Source organism: Candidatus Hydrogenedentota bacterium (assembly GCA_012730045.1).
Taxonomy (GTDB): Bacteria; Hydrogenedentota; Hydrogenedentia; order Hydrogenedentales; family CAITNO01; genus JAAYBR01.
Window position 1 is genome coordinate 15,925 of record JAAYBR010000099.1, and the last position, 19,877, is coordinate 35,801.

Below are 19,877 nucleotides of genomic sequence, written 5' to 3' on the forward strand. Positions count from 1 at the left end.
AGTCAATAAAACCACTCTCCGCAACGAATATCTAATAAGACAATAGCCCACAAAATGATCGCGTTGTCTCGGTTTCTTTCCCCTGCAAGAAGCCCATGCCCGGGGATGTGAATGAATCCGTGGAAGCCGTCCCACAATAACGGAGAAAATGCCGCTCAAGACTGCATCTTGCTGCGCAACCGCGACCGCCCCGTTTGGAGTTCCGCGGGAGGCGGCCCTTTCTGGGAACACCAATCTCCCGATCGGCACGCTAGAAGGTGCCAATCGGGAGATTGACGTTCCCAGGGAGGGGTGGAAGGCCCCTCACTTTTCTGGCGGGGAATACCCATGTCTCAGGCCCCCGCCTTTTCTGTCTTCAGCGGCCCTCACCCTTGGATGATGAGGTCAACCCATGGTTTTAACTGGAAGTCGCTCTGGGGGAAAGCAAAAAGAATACTGCGCCCCGGTTTATGGGCATAATCGCACATTCGTGGACCTGCGTGTTTTTTCTTGCAAAAACTCTTCCGTGTGTGGTATCGTACATTCAACCCCCAACCTGAAAAGGAGATTGAAGATGCCGAGGATTGCAAAAGAGACCAAAGAACTCGCCTTCAAAATGAGCGACGAGGGCAAGACCACCCGTGAGATTTCGGAAGCGACGGGCATTAAAATCCCGACCCTCTACAACATGTTCCGCAAGGGTGCCGGTGCGGCCGCCCCGAAGACCGTGACCGGCAGCATCGGCTTCTCCCCGGACAACCCCTTCCTGAACAAGGCGCGCGAGTGGGAGACCGTGAAGGCGCTCATCAACAAGATTGACAGCCTCTCCGAGACCTCCCGGCAGATGGTCTTCGAGCACCTGGCCAAGAAGCAGTCCTGATTCCCCGCCCCTTTCCGGGCCGCGGCTTTCCGAAGGGAAAGTTGCGGCCCGTTGTGTTTTGTGCTAAGGTTTTCGCAACTTCAACCCCTGTTTGGGAGGTTTCGGTCATGGAGCTGTTTGAAAACATCGCCGTCTGCGTCACCCGAGGAAAAGTCAACCAGGCCTCCGCCTACCCGCCCGACCTTCGCGGCCAGGACGGGGTGTTTGAGCTGGTGCGCGACGCGCTGGCGAACGGGGTGGCGCCGAGCGACATCCTCACGAAGGGGCTGATGGTCGGCATGAACGAGATCGGGCAGAAATTCAGCCGGAACGAGGCCTTTGTGCCGGACCTGCTGATGGCGGCCAAGGCGATGACGGCGGGCATGGACCAGCTCAAGCCGGCCTTTGAGTCGGGCGCGGCGCAGCACCGCGGCACCTTCGTGGTGGGCACGGTCAAGGGCGACCTGCACGACATCGGGAAGAACCTCGTGCGCATGATGATGGAGGGCGCGGGCTACAGGGTGATTGACCTCGGCGTGGACGTTTCCCCGGAGAAGTTCGTGGCGGCGGTCCAGGAGAACCCCGGCTGCATCGTCGGCCTGAGCGCCCTGCTGACGACCACCATGATCAACATGGAGACCATCACGAAGGCCGTGAAGGAGGTCGCGCCCGCGACGGTGGTCGCCGTGGGCGGCGCGCCGCTCACGCAGGAGTTCTGCGACAAGATCGGCGCCGACGCCTACTCCGCCGACCCGCAGGGGCTGATTGACTGGCTTTCCTCGCGGAACTGACCCCCGCGTTTCAACGGTTGACGAGAGGGCGCGGCGCGCGTGCGCCGCGCCTTTTTTGACGCCCGGTCCCCGGGCACTCAGGATGCCATGCTGCGTGTGACCGAAATCTTCTTCAGCATCCAAGGCGAGTCCACGCGCGCGGGGCTGCCGTGCGTCTTCGTGCGCCTCGCGCGGTGCAACCTGCGCTGCGTCTGGTGCGACACCGCGTACAGCTTCCGGGGCGGCGACCCCATGACGGTGGACGCCGTGCTGGCGGCGGTGGACCGCTTTCCCTGCTCCCTGGTGGAGATCACGGGGGGGGAGCCCCTGGCGCAGAAGGAGTGCCCCGAACTGGCCCGGCGGCTGGTGGCCGCCGGAATAACCGTGCTGGTGGAGACCAGCGGCTCCCTGCCGATCGGCGCGCTGCCCCCGGAGGCGGTCCGCATCATGGACCTCAAGTGCCCCGGCAGCGGCATGTGCGACCGGAACCTGTGGTCCAACCTGGACCTGCTGGACCCGGCGCGGGACGAGGTGAAGTTCGTGCTGGCGGACCGGGCGGACTACGAGTGGAGCCGCGCCGTGATCCGCGACTATACTTTGGAGAGGCGTTGCGCGGCGGTGCTGCTGTCGGCCGTGTCCGGCGCGCTGCCCCTGGAAGACCTCGCCGCGTGGATACTGGAGGACGCCCTCCCCGCGCGGCTCCAGCTTCAACTGCACAAGATCATCTGGCCGCCCGACCGGCGCGGAGTGTGATTCCCTTGAAAATGCGCATTGTCAAGACCGTCTTCTTTGAGGCCGCGCGGCGCGTCCGCCGCGGCGACAGCGCCGAACCGCGCCTCACCGGCGCGAGCTACCGCGCCGACCTGGTCGCCGAGGGGGAGATTGACCCCGCCGTCGGCTGGGTGGTGGACTACGCCGACATGAAGGCCCTCTTCGATCCCGTGTGCCGCCGGCTGGACCACTGCTGCCTCAATGACATTCCCGGACTGGGGGACGACACCTCGCCGGAGCGGGTCGCCGCGTGGGCGCGCGAACAGATGCGCCCGCACCCGGCGTGGTTCAAGGACATCCGCGTCTCCATGGTGGGCGACGGCCGTTTCGTCCTGGAGACCCTGCCCGCCGACCCGCTGGAGGGGCTGCCCGGGCGCGTGGGATTCTCCTTCGCCGCCGCCCAGTCCCTGCCCCAGCTCCCCGAGACCCACCCCTGCCACCGGCTCCACGGCCACACCTACCGGGTCGAGGCGGCCGCGGGCGGCGGGGCGGCGCTGGAGGACGCCCTGCGGGAGATGCACGGCACGCTGAACGACCGGCACATCAACACCGTGCCGGGGCTGGAGCAGGCCACCTGCGAGCGCATCTGCGCGCACATCTGGCGCTTTCTGGAGGAACGGGGCCTCGGGCCGCGCGCCGTGGTCGTGCAGGAGACCCCGAACAACCGCTGCGTCTGCCTCGGCAACGCGGCCGGAGACAACGGAACATGAGCGACACCCCCTCCCCGCGCGACCAGTTCAGGGCGCTGGACAAGACCCTGCCCTTCGACGGGCCGGAGGCCGTGGACGCCGCCTGTCTCGAATGCTTCGCCTACGAGTACGCGGGCACCCCGCACGGCGGCGGCATGGAGATTGTCATCGAGACGGCGGAGTTCACCTCCGTCTGCCCCTTCTCTGGCCTGCCCGACTTCGCCACCATCCGGGTGCGCTACATCCCCGACGCCCTGTGCATCGAGCTGCGCTCGTTCAAGTACTACCTGCTCTCCTACCGCAACGTCGGCATCTGGTACGAGCACCTGGTGAACCGCATGCTGGAGGACCTGGCGGCCGCGTGCGCCCCGAAGCGGATGACCGTGGAGATCGTCTGCACCCCCCGCGGCGGCCTCGCCAGCACCCTGACCGCCGCCTACGACCGCGACACCATGGGCCCCGCTGACCGGTTCCGGAAGTAGGGGCTCACTCCGCCTTTCCCGCCTGTCCGGCGGCCTCCGCCACAATGGCCTCCAACTCCGCGCATTCCCCGTCCGTCAGTTCCGGAAACTGCGCCCGCTTCCGCGCGGAGAGGCTGCCGCCCCCCTGGAGGCAGAGACGGATGAACAGGTCCAGGCGGTTCTCGGGCATCTCGACCACGGCGCGCATCTCCGCGCGGGCGGCGTCGAACGCGGCCAGATAGGCCAGTTCCGCGCCGAATTCGGCGGTCAGCGTGTCCCGCACCACGCCGCACATGCCCTCGGCGATCCCCGTCATGTCGGGGTAACGGTAACAGGCCGCCGTGTCCCCCGTCACCTCCAGCGCGCCGGCGCGGGTAAACCGCCATTTCACGCGCCCCATCACCCTGCGCGCGTACCGTTCCAGCAGGGCGTCATAGCGGGCGGGGTTCTTCTGAAGCACCGCCGACACGGGAAACACAATTCCCGGCGGGGTAAACCCGCCCGCCGTCAGCAGATGGTGTATCAGATAGCGGTGAAGCCGGCCGTTGCCGTCCTCGAAGGGATGGAGAAAGACAAAACCGAACCCGGCCACCGTCGCGGCAACCACCGGGTGCGTCCCCCCTGCAGGCATCCGGCGGCACACCGCCTCCCACCCCCCCATCAGTTCCCGCAGGTCCTCCGGCCTGGGCGGCACATAATGGACCAATTCCCTCTCCGGCCCCAGACTCTCCCCGATGAAGTTCTGGAAATCCCGGAAGCCCTCCGCGCCGTACCGCTCCTCCACCATCTCCCGCTGCAGCCCGGCCAGGGCGGCCTCGGAGAAGCAATCCCCCCTGCCCGCCCGGCGGAGCAGTTCAACAAACCGCGAGGTGCGCCGGGCGTCCGGCCGCAGCCGCTCGATGGCGTAGGAGGACTTGGTCTCCTTGAGATAGAGGTACTGCGCCGCCCGGTACAGCACCCCCGGCGGGTAGGCCGCCATCTGGCGGCGCGCCGCCTCCCCCGGCCGCGCGGCGATGAATTCCGCCAGCACCGCCGTTCGCCGCACCAGCGGACAGTAGGCGGGCGTGCCGGGGAGATTGTTGAGGATGCGCTGCCTGCGCACCCGGTCCGCTTTTCCCGCACCCAGGCACAGGTGCTTTTCGGGGTCCAGCGCGGGAACATAGTTGCCCTGCGTCAGGTCCGGCAGCGGAAGGCGGTCTTCCGTCAGCCATTCGTGCAGGAACCAGGCCAGCCGGGTGTAGCGCCCCGTGGGCGATGCCGCGATCCAGGCCGTCAGCTCATCCTCCGAAACGCGGGCAAAGAGGGCGGCCAGCACCTCCAGGTGAACCCCCTCATGTTTCAGGGCGAAGCCCAGGTGAGCAGTCCAAGTCGGCCCCGGATCATATTGCGGGGGAAACCACTCCCGCACTTCCGTTTCGCACTTCTCCGTGCGGCGGCACCCGTGCGCGGCAAGCAATGCGACGCATTCCATGCCGGACACTTCCAGGGCAAACCTGTCTACCAAAGCCGCGTACCCGATGGGATGCATTGCTCTGCGCCCTCCAACAACGCTTACGCTCGTCAAAAATCAGCTTATGTGGGCCTGCGTCCTCATTTTATCATTAATTCAAGAACATCATGGGGCATTTGTGTTATCCCCTGCCAAGGCTGGAACTTTTCGGCGGCTTTCCGCGAAACCCGGCGGGAGGGTGCGCTGGTCTCTTGGGAAGGGGTGCCATGTGCCCGAGAAAAACCTACCAAGAGAGGGTTGCCAAAATGCGTCTCCTTGCCCGCCGCTCCGTGTTTGCCGCCTTGCTGCTGTCCCTGGGACTGCTCTGTTCCGGACTGGCCGTGGCCCAGTCCGCCGCGCTGGACTCCCGGCAGGTCGAGATTGTCGCCTCACCGGAGGTGAAACTGCTGGACCAGGAGGGGGCCGGGAAGCTTCTCCAAGTGGGCGAGCATCTGGTGGTGGTGATGGAGGGGACGCCGGAGGAGATGGGGTTCCAGCACGGCCGCCTGCTGGCGAAGAAGATCCACCACGTCATCAAGGAGGGCTACATGGCCAAGGCCCTCTGGGGCCGGGGGTACACACCGGAATATGTCGCCGCCCAGAGCGACCGGATGGAAAAGCATTTTCCTGAGTCAATCAAGGAGGAAATTCGGGGAATCGTGAAAGGCCTCAAGGCCGCCGGGGTGGACGACCTGGAGTACGCGGACGTCCGGATCGGCGTGACGCAGGCGGAGATTATGCACTTCCCTGCGGACAAGCCGCCGCAATCCTGCTCCAACTTCGCGGTCTGGGGAAAATGGACGACCGACGGGCGCCTGCTTCACGGCCGCAACCTCGACTGGGACGTCAAGGGCGGCGCCCAGGAGGACGCGGTGGTGCTGGTGTGGCGGCCCAAGGGCGGGTCGCCGTTCATGATGCCCGGCTGGGCCGGCGGCGTGGGCAGCGTCAGCGGCATGAGCGCCCGCGGCATCACCATCGGCGAGATGACCCTGCCGTCCCCCGACGCCACCTTTGACGGGCTGCCCCTCTTCCTGCAGATGCGCCTGGTGCTGGAGAAGGCCGCCACGCTGGACGAGGCAGTGAAGATGTTCCAGGAGTACCCGCGCACCACGGGGTGGAACTTCATCCTCGGCGACGGGAAGACGCCAGACGGGCGCGCGCTGGAGACGGACGCGAAATACTGCAACGTGTTCACCACGATGGACGAGAAGGAGGGCGCGGCCACGGGGCACTGGGGCATGGAGCAGTGCGTGCGCCGCACGAACCACCCGACGGACCTCGATCAGCTCTTTAGGCTGGCGAAGGCCTACGGCAGTGAATTTGGGCTGACCGTGGAGACCAGGGAGCAGCTCACCGTGCTGGTTCCCATGCTCCAGGGGCAGGACAGTTTCCAGCGCTACGAGTGGATGAGCCGCCGCATCGAGGAGGTCCCCGGCAAGATTGATGTGGAGCAGGCGGTCAAGATTCTGGCCACCGGCCCGGTCTACTGCGATGCCACGCTCCATTCCTGGGTGTTCGACCCGAAGAACCGCGCGGCCTACCTCTCCATCGCGGGCTACAACCCGCCCGTCACGGCCACGGACCGCCCCTTCACCAAGATAGATCTGACGGAGTGGTTCAAATAGCCCGGGCGCGCATTCCAACACCTCCGCCGCCGCACCCCAAGAGGGGGGCGGCGGCTTCCTTTTGGCTGGGAGACGCCGGAAGGCTGTGCTATACTGCGTGAGAGGAAAAATGTCTGCCTGCGCGCTCTGCGCGCGGGACTGAGCGAGGATCCACGGCATGAACCGCAGGGATTTCTTACGGAAGACGGCCACGGGCATGACGGCGCTGGGCGGGGGGGTGTATCTCCTCGGCGCGGCGTCGCCCAAAGAGGCGGACCGCGCGGCCAAACAGCTGTGGCGGAGCACCTGGCGGCCCGAGACGCCGCACCGGCTGCCGGACGCCACCCACGCCCTCGCCCAGCGGGCGATCGCCGGGGAGCACGGCCGCTCCATGATCCGCGCGGAGTTCCAGCTGGACCCCGCCGAGAGCCTCAACGCGACCCAGGACATGCGCTACGCACAGGCGGCCCTGCTCTGCGCCAAAAACGCCCCCCTGCGCATTCTGCCGGGGGAGAAGATTGTCGGGTCGGCCACGCTGCTGGAGGCCCCGGCCCACCAGACCCCGGTGCTCGGCTGCGCGAGCGTCAGCCACACGACCATCGGCTTCGACAAGGGGCTGAAACTCGGCTACAAGGGCCTGCGCGCCAAGATTGAGGAGCGGCTGGCCCGCGGCGGCGTGTACAAGCCCGAACCCCAGCCCCGGCTGGTGGCCGGGGACGGCGGCCCCGCGGCGCGGTGCGACGCCTCCGCCGCGTTCCACTGGACGGCGCGTCCGCTCCCCGCCTATGCGGGCACCCCCCTGACGGTGGAATGCCGCGCGCGCGTGACGGCGACCGCCGGATACAACATCCTCGTGGCGCACCGGGACAAGGCGTCCCCCAACCACTGGGAACTTTACACCGAGCCGGGCACCGGCTTCTTCTGCGCCTATGTCCCGGGCAGGACCCCGGCGGTCCACCACAGCCAGACCCCCATTTGCGACGGCGCGTGGCACGACCTGTCCATGACCGTGACGGACACCTCCATCACCCTCCATGTGGACGGGCAGGAGGCGCTGTCGGCGGCCCTGGCGGCGCAGCCCGGCGGCAACCAGCAGGACGGGCGCGGCGCGGACACGGGCATGCTGTGGATCGGCGCGTATCCCCCGGCCAGCACGGGCTGCTCGGGGGACATCGCCCGGGTGCGTGTGCTGAACGGCGCGGAGGCTGCGGCCGACTGGACGCCCGCAGCGGACGCCGACGGCGAGACCGTTTTCGCGGACGCGTCCCCCGCGGGCAACCCGGCGGCGGGTCCGCGCCGGGGCGGCGACCTGCTGGAGGCCATGCTGGGGTGCCTTGACGCGGCGGAGGTCTGGCGGCAGCGCCATGTGGAGCTGCTGGACGAGCGCATCGCCGCGAGCGACGGCGCGGAGCGCGCCGAATACGCGCGCGTGCGCGACACGCTCCTGCACGTTCCCGAAAACCCTCCGCGCGACTTCCGCGAGGCGGTCCAGTCGCTTTGGTTCATGTACGCCTTCCAGCGGCTCATGGGCAACTGGTCCGGCATCGGCCGGATAGACGAGATGCTCGGACCATATCTGGCGAAGGACCTGGCGGACGGGACGACCACGCTGGACGAGGCGCGGGATGTGCTGGCGCACTTCTGGGTCAAGGGCTGCGAATGGATCGGCGCCTTTGACACCAAAGGCTCCGGCGACGCCCAGCATTACCAGAACATCGTGCTGGCCGGCGTGGACGCCCATGGCAGCGACATCACGAACGAGGTGACCCACCTCGTGCTGGACATCGTGGAGGAGCTGCACATCAGCGACTTCCCCGTGGCCGTGCGGGTGGGGCGCAACACCCCCGACCGGCTCTTCCGCCGCATCGCCGAGGTGCAGCGCCACGGCGGCGGCGTGGTGGCCGTCTACAACGAGGACGTGGCCATCGAGGCGCTGGTGAAGTTCGGTTACTCCGTGGAGGAGGCGCGCTGCTTTGCCAACGACGGCTGCTGGGAAATGATCATCCCCGGCAAAACCTGCTTCAGCTATGTGCCCTTCGACGGGCTGGCGCTGCTGCACGAGACGCTGGGGCTCCACGACCCGGACACGCCCGCGCCCGACTACCCCGACTTCGACAGCCTTTACGCGGCGTTCCTCGCCCGGCTGGAGAGGTATCTGGAGGGGCACCACAAGGCGGCGGACGGCTGGTGCCGCAGCGGCGCGCCCACCCCGCTGCTTTCCATCTTCGTGGACGACTGCATCGAGAGCACCCGCGGCTACTACGAGCGCGGCGCGCACTACTACGCCCTCGCGCCGCACATCGGCGGGCTGGCCAACGTGGGCAACAGCCTGCTTGTGCTGCGGGAGCTGGTGTACGCGCAGGGGGCGGTCACGCTGCCCGAGTTTGTCCAGATCCTCCGCGACGACTGGCAGGGCCACGAGAACCTCCGGCGGATGGTGCAGACCCGCTTCGCGTGCTACGGCAACGACGACGACGGGGCCGACGGCATGGTGCGCCGCGTGTTCGACGACTACACGCGCCTCGCGGCGCAGACCCGCGGGCGCGAGGGCGTGCTGCGGCCCGCGGGCATCAGCACCTTCGGCCGCGAGATCGAGTGGGCCGCCCCGAACGGGAAACGCCGCGCGTCGCCCGACGGCCACAAACTGGGCGCCGTGCTGGCGACCAACTTCTCGCCGTCCCCCGGCACGGACGCCAAGGGCCCCACGGCGGTCCTGCGCTCGTACTGCAAGATGGACTTCACCAAGTGCCCCAACTGCGCCACCGTCGAGCTGAAGGTGCACCCCGACACGGTGCGCGGCGACGACGGCGTGACGGCCCTCGCGGGGCTGATGCGCGGGTTTGTGGAGCTGGGCGGCCTTTTCCTCCACATTGACGTGGTGGATTCGGCCATGCTCCTCGACGCCCAGCGCCACCCGGAAAAGTATCCCAACCTGGCGGTGCGCATCGCGGGATGGTCCGCGCGCTTCGCCACGCTCAACAAGGACTGGCAGGACATGGTCATCGCCCGGACCCAGCAGTACGCCTGACCGGCGGACCCGTCCCGAAACCGTCAAGGAGACCGACATGCGGCATTTCCACCCCATGGCCCTCGTTTGCTGCGCGGCGGCGCTGTGCGCCCTGCCCGGCTTCGCCGCCGAACTGGAGTCCCCCTACACCGACCCGTCCGCGCCGTGGCTGCGCGGCAACCTCCACACCCACACGACCAACAGCGACGGGCGGCAGGCGCCGCAGGCGGTGGTGGACGAGTATGCGGGCATGGGCTATGACTTTCTGATGCTCAGCGACCACGACCAGCTGACAGACCCGGCCTCGGTGGACCCGAAGGGCATGGTGATGATCCCCGGAAACGAGATCTCGGCCAAGGGCCCGCACCTGCTCCATGTCAACGCCGCGGCGAAGATCGAGCCGGACCGCGACCGCCAGAAGGTGCTGGATGCCATCGCAGCGGACCGCGGCTTCGCCGTCATGAACCACCCGAACTGGACCAAGAACTACAACCACTGCGACCTCGCGGTGCTGGAGCAGCTCAACGGGTACGCGGGCATCGAGATTTTCAACGGGGTTATCCTGTTCCTGGAGGGCAGCGAGTGCGCCACGGACAAGTGGGACCGCCTGCTCGCCCAGGGAAAGCGCGTCTGGGGCTTCGCCACGGACGACAGCCATGACAACGGCCACCGGGGCCTGGGCTGGGTCATGGTGCAGACCGGCGACCGCACGCCGGACGGCATCGTGGACGCCATGCGGCGCGGCAGCTTCTACGCCAGCACGGGCGTCACCTTCGACGAGATTTCCGTGGAGGGGCTGACCGTGCGCGTGCGCGCGGCGAACGCGCAGAAGCTGCGCGTCTTCGGCCCCCTCGGCCGCATGCTCGCCATGGCGGACGGCTCCGAGATCACCCACACCGTCAACCCGGAAAAGGCCGGGAACTACGTCCGCGTGGAGGCCTACGGTTCGGGTTCCGCCACTGCCTGGACGCAGCCGCTGTTTGTGAAGAACTGACCGGCACCCGGCCGGCACCCAGGGAGAAAACCGCCATGTCCCGGTTCGTCTGTCTCGCCGCCGTTGCGGCCTGCCTGTTCATGCCCGCCCTCTCCGCGCAGGACGCCGCCCCGTTCACGGCGGAGCTGGTCTCGTGCGCCAAGATATGGAACGAGGCGCCGCACAGCGCCTTCACGGGGCTGATCCACCGCGGCGGCGAGTGGTTCTGCGTCTTCCGCGAGGGCCGGGGCCATGTGTCGCCCGACGGCGCGCTGCGGGTGATCACCTCGAAGGACGGGGAGTCCTGGACCGCCGCCGCCCGGATCACCTCGGACACGGCGGACCTGCGCGACGCGCAGATCACCGAGACGCCCGACGGCCGCCTGATGCTCACCGGCGCGGCGGCGTGGCACACGCCCAAGCCCGCCACCCACATGACCATGGCCTACTTCTCCAAAGACGGCCGCGAATGGACGCCCGGCGTCGAGATCGGCGAGCCGGACTACTGGCTCTGGCGCGTCACCTGGCACAAGGGCACGGCCTACGGTGTCGGCTACGTCACCACGAAGGGCGCGAGAGGCACGCGGCTCTACAAGAGCGCGGACGGCATTACCTTTGAGACCCTGGTCCCCGATCTGGTGACGGACGGCGAGGCCAACGAGTCGTCCATCCAGTTTCTGGCCGACGACACCGCGGTCTGCCTGCTCCGGCGCGATGCGGGCGGCAACGGCCTCGTGGGCACCGCGCGCCCACCGTACACCGAATGGGCCTGGAAGGACCTGGGGCAGCGCATCGGCGGCCCGCATTTCATCGAGGTGCCCGAATTCGGGTTTGTCGCCGCCGTGCGTCTCTATGAGCCCGCCGCGCGCACCGCGCTCTGCTCTCTTGATCCGGCCACCGGCGTGTTCCATGAAATCCTCGCGCTGCCCTCCGGCGGAGACACCAGCTACCCCGGCCTCGTCTGGAAGGACGGACTGCTCTGGGTGAGCTACTACTCCAGCCACGAGGACAAGACCAGCATCTACCTCGCAAAGGTAAGCCTGAAAAAGTAAGCCGAGCCCCCTTTTTGGCGCATTTCAAGGTTGAAATGCCGGATATGAAGGAAGATGCCGGGGACGGGCACCGAGGTGGCACGGGCTTCCAGCCCGTGTTTCCTGGGTCGCATCCATGACCCAACACACGGGCTGGAAGCCCGTGCCACCTCAGTGCCCGCGCTCGACATCCTTTTGAAAATACCGCGGCTCAATCCGAGTTGCTCTGGAAAAGGAACCGCCCGCCGGAGCCTGCGCTCCGGCGGGCGGTCGCATGTGCGGGGGGATCAGACGCCCGCGCGGCGTCCGAGCACGGCGAGCAGGACCAGCGCCAGCCCGCCGAGGAAGAGATCGCCCAGGCGCTTCTTCACTCCGTCCGGCGTGAGGTCCGACTTGGAGCAGCCGCACCCGCACCCCGAATCCTCAATCCCCAGCTCCGCCGTGTCGAGCACCCCGTCGCCGTTGGCGTCGAGGAAGGTGAACACCGCCTGCGTCAGGCCGGGCACCGCCGCCTGCGCCTCGTCGAAGGTGAGGCCGCCGCTGCCGTCGGTGTCGGCCTGGTTAAAGGCGTCCCGCAGGGCGGTGCGCGCCGCCTCCCCCGCGGCGGGGTCCACGCCCTTGGACACTGTGAGGCTGACCGCCGCGCCGGGCGCGGCCTGCGCCCCCGCGGGGGGATTCTGGCCGACAACCGTGCCCGCCGGGGCCGTGTCGCTGTACACCTCCGTCACGCCGCCCACGGTGAGGCCCGCGCCGGTGAGGGCGGCCTCGGCGTCGGCCCGCGCCTGGCCGACCACGCCGGGCACCGCCACCGTGTTGTTGCAGGGTCCGCTGGAGACCACGAGGGCGACCTCGGAGCCCGCGGCGGCCTGGGTGCCGCCGCCGGGGTTCTGGGAGAGGACGCCGCCCGCCGCGACGGTGTTGCTGCACTGCTGCGTCACCGTCCCCACGGCAAGCCCCGCGCCGGTGAGGGCGGCCTCCGCGTCGGCCTGCGCCTGGCCGACGACGGTGGGCACCGTCACGGTGCCGCTGCCTGCAGTCTCAATGCAAACCTGATCCACGAAGAGGTTGAGCACGTCCGTGTCGGGCGCTTCCACGGCGCTCTCAAAGACCAGCTCGTGCGTTTCCCCGTCGGCATAGGCACTCACGTCCAGCTGGACCAGGGTCCATTCCGCGTACTGCACGGCGTCGGCCTCGGTCATGCGGAACAGCTCGTCGTCGTCCATCAGGAAGGCCATGTGGCCCGTGGTGCCGGCCGTGGGAATGCGGACATAGAAGGAGAGGGTCGCGGACGCGGCTGCGGGAATGGCCGCGTTCTGCGCGACCCACCCGGACTCCGCGGTGTTGGTGCCGCCGAACCAGACGAACCAGTCGCCCTCATACGCGGCAAAACTGGCATTGCAGGAGGCGTCGCACAGCGGGGTGCCGTAGTTGAGGGAATACTCCTCCCAGCCGAGGCTCGGAGAGCCGCTCTCGAACCCGCTGTCGGCCACCGGGTCGTCGGGACAGGGGTCCGCCGGCTCGCCCGCATAGGTCACGAGCACCGTGTAGGCCCCGCCCAGCTCGTCGTAGTCGGCCACGCGGATCAGGCAGGTCTCCCCCGCCTGAAGCGTCTCGCGGACCTGTGACTGGTAGTCGCAGTAGTCGTCGTTGTAGCCGATCTCCACCGGGTCGGCGCATCCGCCGAGGAAGACCGTCAGCGTGGTGTCGAACGAGGATCCGCACAGCGAGATGTCGTACAGGCCCATGGTGCCGGGTGTGAAGGAGAACCACACATCCGCGCCGTCCCAGTCTTCCGTGTCATAGTCCGTGCCCGCGCCCGTGCTGTCGCCGTTGAAGGCGACGCCCTCCTCCAGGGAAATGGCGTCCGCGCACAGGTCGTTGGTCATGGGCTCCACATAGTCCACAACGATGGTGTATGCGCCGCCCAGCTCGTCGTAGTCGGCCACGCGGATGAGATAGGTCTCTGCGGCGTTGAGGGGTGCGCTAACCCACGATTGATAGTCGCAGTAGTCGTCGTTGTAGGCGACCTGGACCGGGGCGTCGCAGGAGCCGCTGAACACAAACAGGGTGGAGTCAATGGCCGACCCGCACAGCGAGACGGTGTAGGTGCCGGTCTCCGCCGGGGTGAAGGTGAACCACACGTCGTTCATGTCGTACCAGTCGTCGTTGTCGTACTCCGTGCCCGCGGCCGTGCTGTCGCCCTCATAGGCGACCCCCGCCTCCAGGGCGACCGCGTTCCCGCAGAGGTCGTTGGGCAGGGGCGTGGACTCCTCCGCGGTCAGGGTGTAGTCTCCCGTCTCCCCGTTATACCCGGCCACGCGGATGTAACAGGCGCTCCCCTCTGTCATGGGAACGCGGACCTTGGACTGGTAGTCGCACCAGTCGTCGTTGGACGTGAGCGGAACCAGGGCGCCGCAGTCGCCGGAAAAGGCATGCAGCACCGTGTCAAGCGCCGACCCGCAGGTGAAGAAGGCGTACGTCGCGGTGGCGGGGGCGGTGAACGTGAACCAGACATCCGCGCCCGAGCCGTCCCCGGCGTCGTAGTCCGCCGCCGCCCCGGCGTTGCTTCCGGAGACGGGCGCGCCAATCAGCAGGGGCCACGCGTCCGCGCAGGTGTCGTTGAATCCGGTGGTGGTGAAAGTGAAACAGGCGCCGCCGTTGTCCGAGGAGGCCGTGTTGCCCGCCGCGTCCACCACGTCAACGGCGAAGAAGTAGGGGGTGTCGGGGACGAGTCCGACCACCGGAACCCCGGGGTTCAGCGCGGGGCCTCCGGTGGTCTGCGCGGTCTGGGTGAGGGAGGCGCAGTCGGTTCCGTAGCGCACCGTCGCGGTCACCGGCTCGTCGGCTTCCACGATGATGACCGCAGTGGTCCCGCCGACGGCGGTCGCCGACGCATTCGAGATGACCGGGGCCGTGCCGTCAATGGGGACGGTCTTCTCGACCACCGCCGGGCTGCCGGAGCCGTCGTCCGCGTCGTAGTAGCGCACCGTCATTTCCCCCCCGTCCACGACGTATAGTCCCTCCGTCGGAGTCGCCTTTCCGGATGTGTAAAGCTGCACGGCCCCGGTGAACTGGGTGACGGCGGCCTTGACCACCGCGTTCAGGGCCAGGGTCTTGGTGTGAAACTCGCCAACGATCTCCACGGCGGCCGACGGGGCGGCCAGCACGTCCTCCAGCATGATCTGCACGATGTCCGTCGGCTTGTAGGCCTCCTTGTCCAGCGTGATCTTGCCGGCCTCCGGGACGTACTCGGGGATGAACTGCGCGAAGGTGGCGGACTTGCTGACCTCCTCGCCCGCCGCGCTGTCCGCGAGCACATTGGAGTAGAAACAGGCGGAGTCGGAGTCGTAGTTGAAGTCCGTCTCTCCCCGGACGAGGATGCCCTCGACCACGCCCGTGGCGGCGTTGAACACCGGGGACCCGGAATTGCCGCCGTAGGTGTCCAGATTCGCCACAAAGTATCCGGGGGCGGCGTTGTCCGCGACTTCGGTGGTGGGGCCGAAGGCGATCTTCTTGGGCAGGCCGGCGGGGTGCCCGATCACGCCGACGGGCGTGTCCAGCGGCACGGTGTCCGAGCGGCGGATGGGCAGGGGCTGCGCCCCCGGCGCGGTCACCGGACGGTCCACCCGCACGATGCAGTAGTCCAGCCCCCCCGAAAGCGCCCAGCCCACCACCTCCACGGCGGTGTAGACCTGGCTTGCCTCCAGTTCGTACACGGGCGTCGTCGCGTCCGCCATCTCAAACCCGAAGATGAACCGCACATCGGCCTGCTCCCCGTCCGAGAAACAGTGCCCCGCCGTGGCGATCAGGTCGTCCCCCACCAGGAATCCCGTGCACCAGGCCGCCACAGGCTGGCTGCCGAAGGGCTCCCCGGGGCAGGCGGGATACCCCCCTGACGTGTAGTAGTACAAAGACAGTTCCCAGCGGCCCCCGCTGAGGGGGGTGAGGTCCGACGTGGCCACCAGTCCGCAGACCGACCCGGCCAGTTCCCGGCGCAGGGGGTCCGTCTCCTGATACACGTCAATGCGGTCGTCCGTGCCGTAGACCACCTTGTCCTGCGCGCCTGCGGGCGTCCAGGGGTCCTTGGAGATGGGGGTGCGTCCGGGGACCGCCGCTTTCCCCTTTTCCGCCTTCTCCGTCGCTTTCGCGCACTGTTTCCCGTTTTCCAGCGCGGCGGCCGACACGGCGGCCACGGCCAGCCCCAGCGCAACACACATCACCCGCAGAAGTTTTTTCATCGGTCCGTTCCTCATCCCTGGACAATCAGCCCACAGTCAAGACGGCCCCCGGAAGGGGACCTCCCTGCCTTGACTTCCAGTTCAAATTGTAGCACACCGGTTCTGGAATGGAAACCCGTTTCCCGTTCCCTGACCGCCGGAAAACACTGCGCGTCCCGTTCTTGCCCCCCCGTCCGGAGCTGGGGGGGAAGGAGCGGAAGGCGCCCACCAATAACGAACCGCCCGCCGGAGCCTTCGCTCCGGCGGGCGGCTGCATGGGTGGGGAAATCAGACCCCGGCGCGGCGGCCCAGCGCGGCGAGCAGCACGAGCGCCAGCCCGCCAAGGAAGAGGTCGCCCAGGCGCTTCTGCCATCCGTCCGGCGCAAGGCCCGACTTCGCGCAGCCGCAGCCGCCCCCGGCGGCATCCCCGAGCCCGAGTTCCGTCTTGTCAAGCACGCCGTCTCCGTTTGTGTCCAGGGCGCTGAAGACGGTCCGCGTCAGGACGACCGACTCCGCCTCGTCAAAGGTGAGGGTGCCGCTGTCATCCGCGTCCGCCTGATAGAACGCATTTTGCAGGGCGGTGCGCGCCGCGTCCGTGACGGCGGGGTCCACCCCCTTGGACACCGTCAGGCTGACGGCGGATCCGGGCGCCGCCGTTGCGCCGGCGGCGGGGCTCTGGCTGATGACCACACCCGCCGCGACCGTGTCGCTGTACACCTCCGTCACCGCGCCCAGGGTGAGCCCGGCGCCCGTCAGGGCCGCCTCGGCGGCGACCCGCGTCTGGCCAACCAGATTGGGGACGGTCGCCGTGACGGGGCAGGGGCCGCTGGAGACCACGAGGGCAACCGCCGCGCCGGACATGGCCGGGGCGCCCCCGGCCGGGGTATGGGAAATCACGCTGCCCTCGGGGACGCTGTCACTGCACTTGCGGGTAACCGCGCCCGCGGAAAGCCCCGCGTTGGCGAGGACGGCCCCGGCGGCGGCCTGGGACTGGCCGACCACGTTGGGCACTTTCACGATAGCCGGGCAGGGGCCGCTGGAAACGGTGAGGCTCACGGGCGTGTTGTCGGCGACCAGCCGCCCGGCGCCGGGATCCTGGCTGATCACCGTGCCCTTCGGAACCGAGGCGTCGCACACTTCGGTCACCGTGCCCAGCGTCAGCTGGGCCGCGAGCAGAGCCTCCTCGGCCTGTGTTTGGGTCGTGCCGACAACATCCGGAACCTCATTGTCTCCGGTCGGCACGGGGCCTTTCGACACGTCCAAGCTCACGGCGGTGCCTGGGGGCACGGTCGCCCCCCCCGCGGGACTCTGGCCCATGACCTGCCCTGCGGGAACCGTCTCGCTGTACGCCTCGATGATGCCGCCCAGGGCCAGCCCGGCGCCGACAATGGCCGCCTCCGCGGCGGCCTGCGTCTGGCCGACGACATTGGGAACCCGCACGGGGGCTTCGCCGGTTTCAATGCAGACCTTGTCCACGAAAATATTCAGCACGTCGGTCTTGGGCGCCGCCACGGCGCTCTCAAAAGCCAGCTCGTGCAGGCCACCGTCGGCATAGCCGCTGATGTCCAGTTCCACCCGGGTCCACTCCGCGTACTGCGCCGCGTCGGCCTCGGTCACGCGGAACAGCTCGTCGCGGTCCATCAGGAGGGCCATGTGCCCCGTGGTGCCCGCTGTGGGGATGCGGAGGTGGAAGGAGAGGGTCGCGGAGCCGGCGACGGGGAGGGTCGTGTGCTGAAGGATCCACCCCTGCTCCGCGGTGTCCGCCCCGCCGAACCAGACAAACCAGTCGCCCTCATAGGCGGTGAAATCGTCGTTGCAGGAGGCGTCGCACAAGGGGGTCCCATAGTGGAGGGAATAGCCCTCCCAGCCGGCGCTGGGGGATCCGGTCTCGAACCCGCTGTCCGCCACAGGGTCTCCGGGGCACGGGTCCCCGGGCACGCCCGCATAGGTCGCGAGCACCGTGTGGGCGCCCCCCGCGGCATCGCGGTCGGCCACGCGGATCAGGTGGGTCACCCCTGCCTGAAGGATCTTGCGCACCTGCGACTGGTAGCCGCAGAAATCGTCGTTGAAGCCGATATTAACCAGGTCGCCGCACCCGCCGAGGAAGACGGCCAGGGTGGTGTCGAACGAGGACCCGCACAGCGAAATGTCGTACATGCCGGAGGTGCCCGGCGTGAAGGAGAACCACACATCCGCACCGTCCAGGCCTTCGGTATCGTAGTCCAGGCCCGCGCCGGTGCTGTCGCCGTTGTGGGCGACATCCTCCTCCAGAGGGATGGCGTCGGCGCAGAGATCGTTGGATGCGGCGGTGGTAAAGGTGAAACAGGCGCCCCCGTTGTCCGAGGAGGCCGTGTTGCCCGCCGCGTCCACCACGTCAACGGCGAAGTAGTAGGGCGTTTCCGGGGAAAGGCCGCCCAGCGTGACAACGGGGTCCATCACCGGGCCGCCGGCGCTCAGGGCGGTCTGGGTGAGGGCGCCGCAGGCGGTCCCGTAGCGCACCGTCGCAGTCACAGGTTCGCTGGCCTCCACCCTCACCGCCGCCGACGCCCAGCCGATGGAGACCGCCGACGCGTTTGCAACGGCCGGGGCCGTGCCGTCAATGGCCACGGTCTTCTCAATCACCGCCGGGCTGCCCGATCCGTCGTCTTCGTCGTTGTAGCGCACCGTCATTTCCCCCCCGTCCAGAACGAAGAGCGATTCCACCGGGTCGGCCTTGCCGACGCTGTAAAGCTGCACGGCCCCGGTGAACTGGGTGGCGGCGGCCTTCACGGCGTTCAGGACCAGGGTCTTTGTGTGGTGCTCCCCCTCTATCTCCACATTGACGGAGGAAACCGCCAGCACGTCCTCCACCGTGATCTGCACCATGTCTGTGGGCTTGTAGGCCTCCTTGTCCAGCGTGATCTTCCCCTCCGCGGCGGCGGCCTCGGGCACGTACTGGGCGAAGGTGGTGGACTTGCTGACGTCCTCCCCCGCGGCGCTGTCCGGCAGGACATTGGAGACGAAGCAGGCGCCCTGCAGGACAAAATCTTCTGCGCCGCGCACGAGAATTCCCTCGACCACCCCCGTGGCGGCGTTAAACACCGGGGATCCGGAGTTCCCACCGTAGGTGTCCAGATTCGCCGTGAAGTATCCGGAGGCGGTATTGGCGGCCACTTTGGTCGTGGGGCCGAAGGCGAGCTTCTTGGGCAGGCCGGAAGGGTGCCCGATCACGCCAAGGGGCGTGTCCAGCGGCACCGTGCCCTCCCGGCGGATTTGGAGGGGCTGCGCCCCCGAAGCGGTCACCGGACGGTCCACCCGCACGACACAGTAGTCGAGTCCGCCCGACAGCGCCCAGCCCACCACCTCCACGGCGGTGTAAACTTGACTTGCCTCCAGTTCGTACACGGGCGTCGTCGCGCTCGTCATCTCGAACCCGAAGATGAACCGCACGTAGCTCTGGTCCCCGTCGGCGAAACAGTGCCCCGCCGTGGCGATCAGGTCCTCGCCCACCAGGAAACCCGTGCACCACGGAACCACCGGCTGGGAACCGAAGGGTTCCGAAGAGCAGGCGGGATATCCCCCTGCCGTGTAGGTATACAAAGACAGTTCCCAGCGCCCCCCGCTGATCGGCGTCAGGTCCAACGCGTCCACCAGCCCGCAGACCGACCCCGCGAGCTCCTGCCGCAGGGGGTCCGTCTCCTGGTACACGTCAATCCGGTCGTCCGTGCCGTAGACCACCTTGTCCTGCGCGCCCATGGGCGTCCACGGTTCTCCGGAAATCGGGGTGCGGGCGCCCGGGGCCGCCCCTTTCCCCTTCGCCGCCTTCTCCGGGAGGGGCGCGCACCGCTTTCCGTTGTCTGGCGCGGCGGCCGAAACGGCGGCCACGCCCAGCCCCAGCACAACACACACCACCCGCACGAAAGCATTCATCGGTTCGTTCCTCATCCCTGGACAGGCTGCCCACGGTCAACACGGCCCCCGGTTCGGGGGCCTCCCTTGATTGACTTCCAAAAACAATTGTAGCACAGGCGTTTTGGAATTTGAACGC

At 68.0% G+C, this 19,877-nt stretch carries 12 protein-coding genes; 9 read left to right on the forward strand and 3 right to left on the reverse strand.

The genetic code is table 11. The features are described 5' to 3' along the window. The first annotated feature begins 553 nt into the window (after nt 1–553). From GXY15_10195 to queF, 5 genes are all read left to right on the forward strand, one after another. Nucleotides 554–859: a hypothetical protein gene (locus GXY15_10195; GenBank protein NLV41581.1), complete on the forward strand. Its 306-nt coding sequence runs from the start codon at nt 554–556 to the stop codon at nt 857–859. Nucleotides 860–966: 107 nt separating this feature from the next. Beyond that, on the forward strand, nt 967–1,629 hold the full coding sequence (locus GXY15_10200; protein NLV41582.1) for a cobalamin-binding protein: 663 nt from the start codon (nt 967–969) through the stop codon (nt 1,627–1,629). A gap of 87 nt (nt 1,630–1,716) precedes the next feature. Beyond that, nucleotides 1,717–2,361, forward strand: a complete 645-nt coding sequence (locus tag GXY15_10205) for a radical SAM protein (protein ID NLV41583.1) — start codon at nt 1,717–1,719, stop codon at nt 2,359–2,361. A 5-nt stretch (nt 2,362–2,366) separates the two neighbouring features. Continuing rightward, the gene (locus GXY15_10210; GenBank protein ID NLV41584.1) at nt 2,367–3,089 is read left to right on the forward strand and encodes a hypothetical protein; all 723 of its coding nucleotides are present in this window, start codon (nt 2,367–2,369) and stop codon (nt 3,087–3,089) included. Continuing rightward, a complete protein-coding gene (queF, locus tag GXY15_10215) occupies nt 3,086–3,550 on the forward strand; it encodes an NADPH-dependent 7-cyano-7-deazaguanine reductase QueF (protein ID NLV41585.1) in 465 nt (154 codons plus the stop codon). The genes GXY15_10210 and queF overlap by 4 nt, the downstream gene beginning before the upstream one ends. A 4-nt stretch (nt 3,551–3,554) precedes the next feature. On the opposite strand, the gene GXY15_10220 is transcribed toward queF, so the two are convergent. Next, entirely contained in the window at nt 3,555–5,000 is a 1,446-nt protein-coding gene (locus GXY15_10220) for a Fic family protein (GenBank protein NLV41586.1), read from the reverse strand. Between the two features lie 284 nt (nt 5,001–5,284). On the opposite strand from GXY15_10220, the gene GXY15_10225 reads away from it, so the two are divergent. From GXY15_10225 to GXY15_10240, 4 genes are all read left to right on the forward strand, one after another. After that, nucleotides 5,285–6,643 (forward strand): hypothetical protein, encoded by a 1,359-nt coding sequence (locus tag GXY15_10225; protein ID NLV41587.1) that lies wholly within the window; start codon nt 5,285–5,287, stop codon nt 6,641–6,643. Between the two features lie 157 nt (nt 6,644–6,800). Next, the gene (locus GXY15_10230) at nt 6,801–9,650 is read left to right on the forward strand and encodes a hypothetical protein (protein NLV41588.1); all 2,850 of its coding nucleotides are present in this window, start codon (nt 6,801–6,803) and stop codon (nt 9,648–9,650) included. Nucleotides 9,651–9,687: 37 nt separating this feature from the next. Continuing rightward, complete coding sequence (locus GXY15_10235) at nt 9,688–10,623, forward strand: PHP domain-containing protein (protein NLV41589.1); 936 nt, start codon at nt 9,688–9,690, stop codon at nt 10,621–10,623. 35 nt (nt 10,624–10,658) lie between these two features. Then, complete coding sequence (locus GXY15_10240; protein NLV41590.1) at nt 10,659–11,654, forward strand: exo-alpha-sialidase; 996 nt, start codon at nt 10,659–10,661, stop codon at nt 11,652–11,654. A 266-nt stretch (nt 11,655–11,920) separates the two neighbouring features. On the opposite strand, the gene GXY15_10245 is transcribed toward GXY15_10240, so the two are convergent. Both GXY15_10245 and GXY15_10250 read right to left on the reverse strand, forming a co-directional pair. Then, nucleotides 11,921–15,871: a PASTA domain-containing protein gene (locus tag GXY15_10245; GenBank protein NLV41591.1), complete on the reverse strand. Its 3,951-nt coding sequence runs from the start codon at nt 15,869–15,871 to the stop codon at nt 11,921–11,923. A gap of 267 nt (nt 15,872–16,138) precedes the next feature. Continuing rightward, the gene (locus GXY15_10250) at nt 16,139–19,759 is read right to left on the reverse strand and encodes a PASTA domain-containing protein (GenBank protein NLV41592.1); all 3,621 of its coding nucleotides are present in this window, start codon (nt 19,757–19,759) and stop codon (nt 16,139–16,141) included. Between the last annotated feature and the right edge of the window lie 118 nt (nt 19,760–19,877).

Coding starts and splice junctions, on each gene's coding strand:
- GXY15_10195 (NLV41581.1), top strand. CDS start 554: ATGCCGAGGATTGCAAAAGAGACCAAAGAACTCGCCTTCAAAATGAGC.
- GXY15_10200 (NLV41582.1), top strand. CDS start 967: ATGGAGCTGTTTGAAAACATCGCCGTCTGCGTCACCCGAGGAAAAGTC.
- GXY15_10205 (NLV41583.1), top strand. CDS start 1,717: ATGCTGCGTGTGACCGAAATCTTCTTCAGCATCCAAGGCGAGTCCACG.
- queF (NLV41585.1), top strand. CDS start 3,086: ATGAGCGACACCCCCTCCCCGCGCGACCAGTTCAGGGCGCTGGACAAG.
- GXY15_10220 (NLV41586.1), bottom strand. CDS start 5,000: ATGGAATGCGTCGCATTGCTTGCCGCGCACGGGTGCCGCCGCACGGAG.
- GXY15_10225 (NLV41587.1), top strand. CDS start 5,285: ATGCGTCTCCTTGCCCGCCGCTCCGTGTTTGCCGCCTTGCTGCTGTCC.
- GXY15_10230 (NLV41588.1), top strand. CDS start 6,801: ATGAACCGCAGGGATTTCTTACGGAAGACGGCCACGGGCATGACGGCG.
- GXY15_10235 (NLV41589.1), top strand. CDS start 9,688: ATGCGGCATTTCCACCCCATGGCCCTCGTTTGCTGCGCGGCGGCGCTG.
- GXY15_10240 (NLV41590.1), top strand. CDS start 10,659: ATGTCCCGGTTCGTCTGTCTCGCCGCCGTTGCGGCCTGCCTGTTCATG.
- GXY15_10245 (NLV41591.1), bottom strand. CDS start 15,871: ATGAAAAAACTTCTGCGGGTGATGTGTGTTGCGCTGGGGCTGGCCGTG.
- GXY15_10250 (NLV41592.1), bottom strand. CDS start 19,759: ATGAATGCTTTCGTGCGGGTGGTGTGTGTTGTGCTGGGGCTGGGCGTG.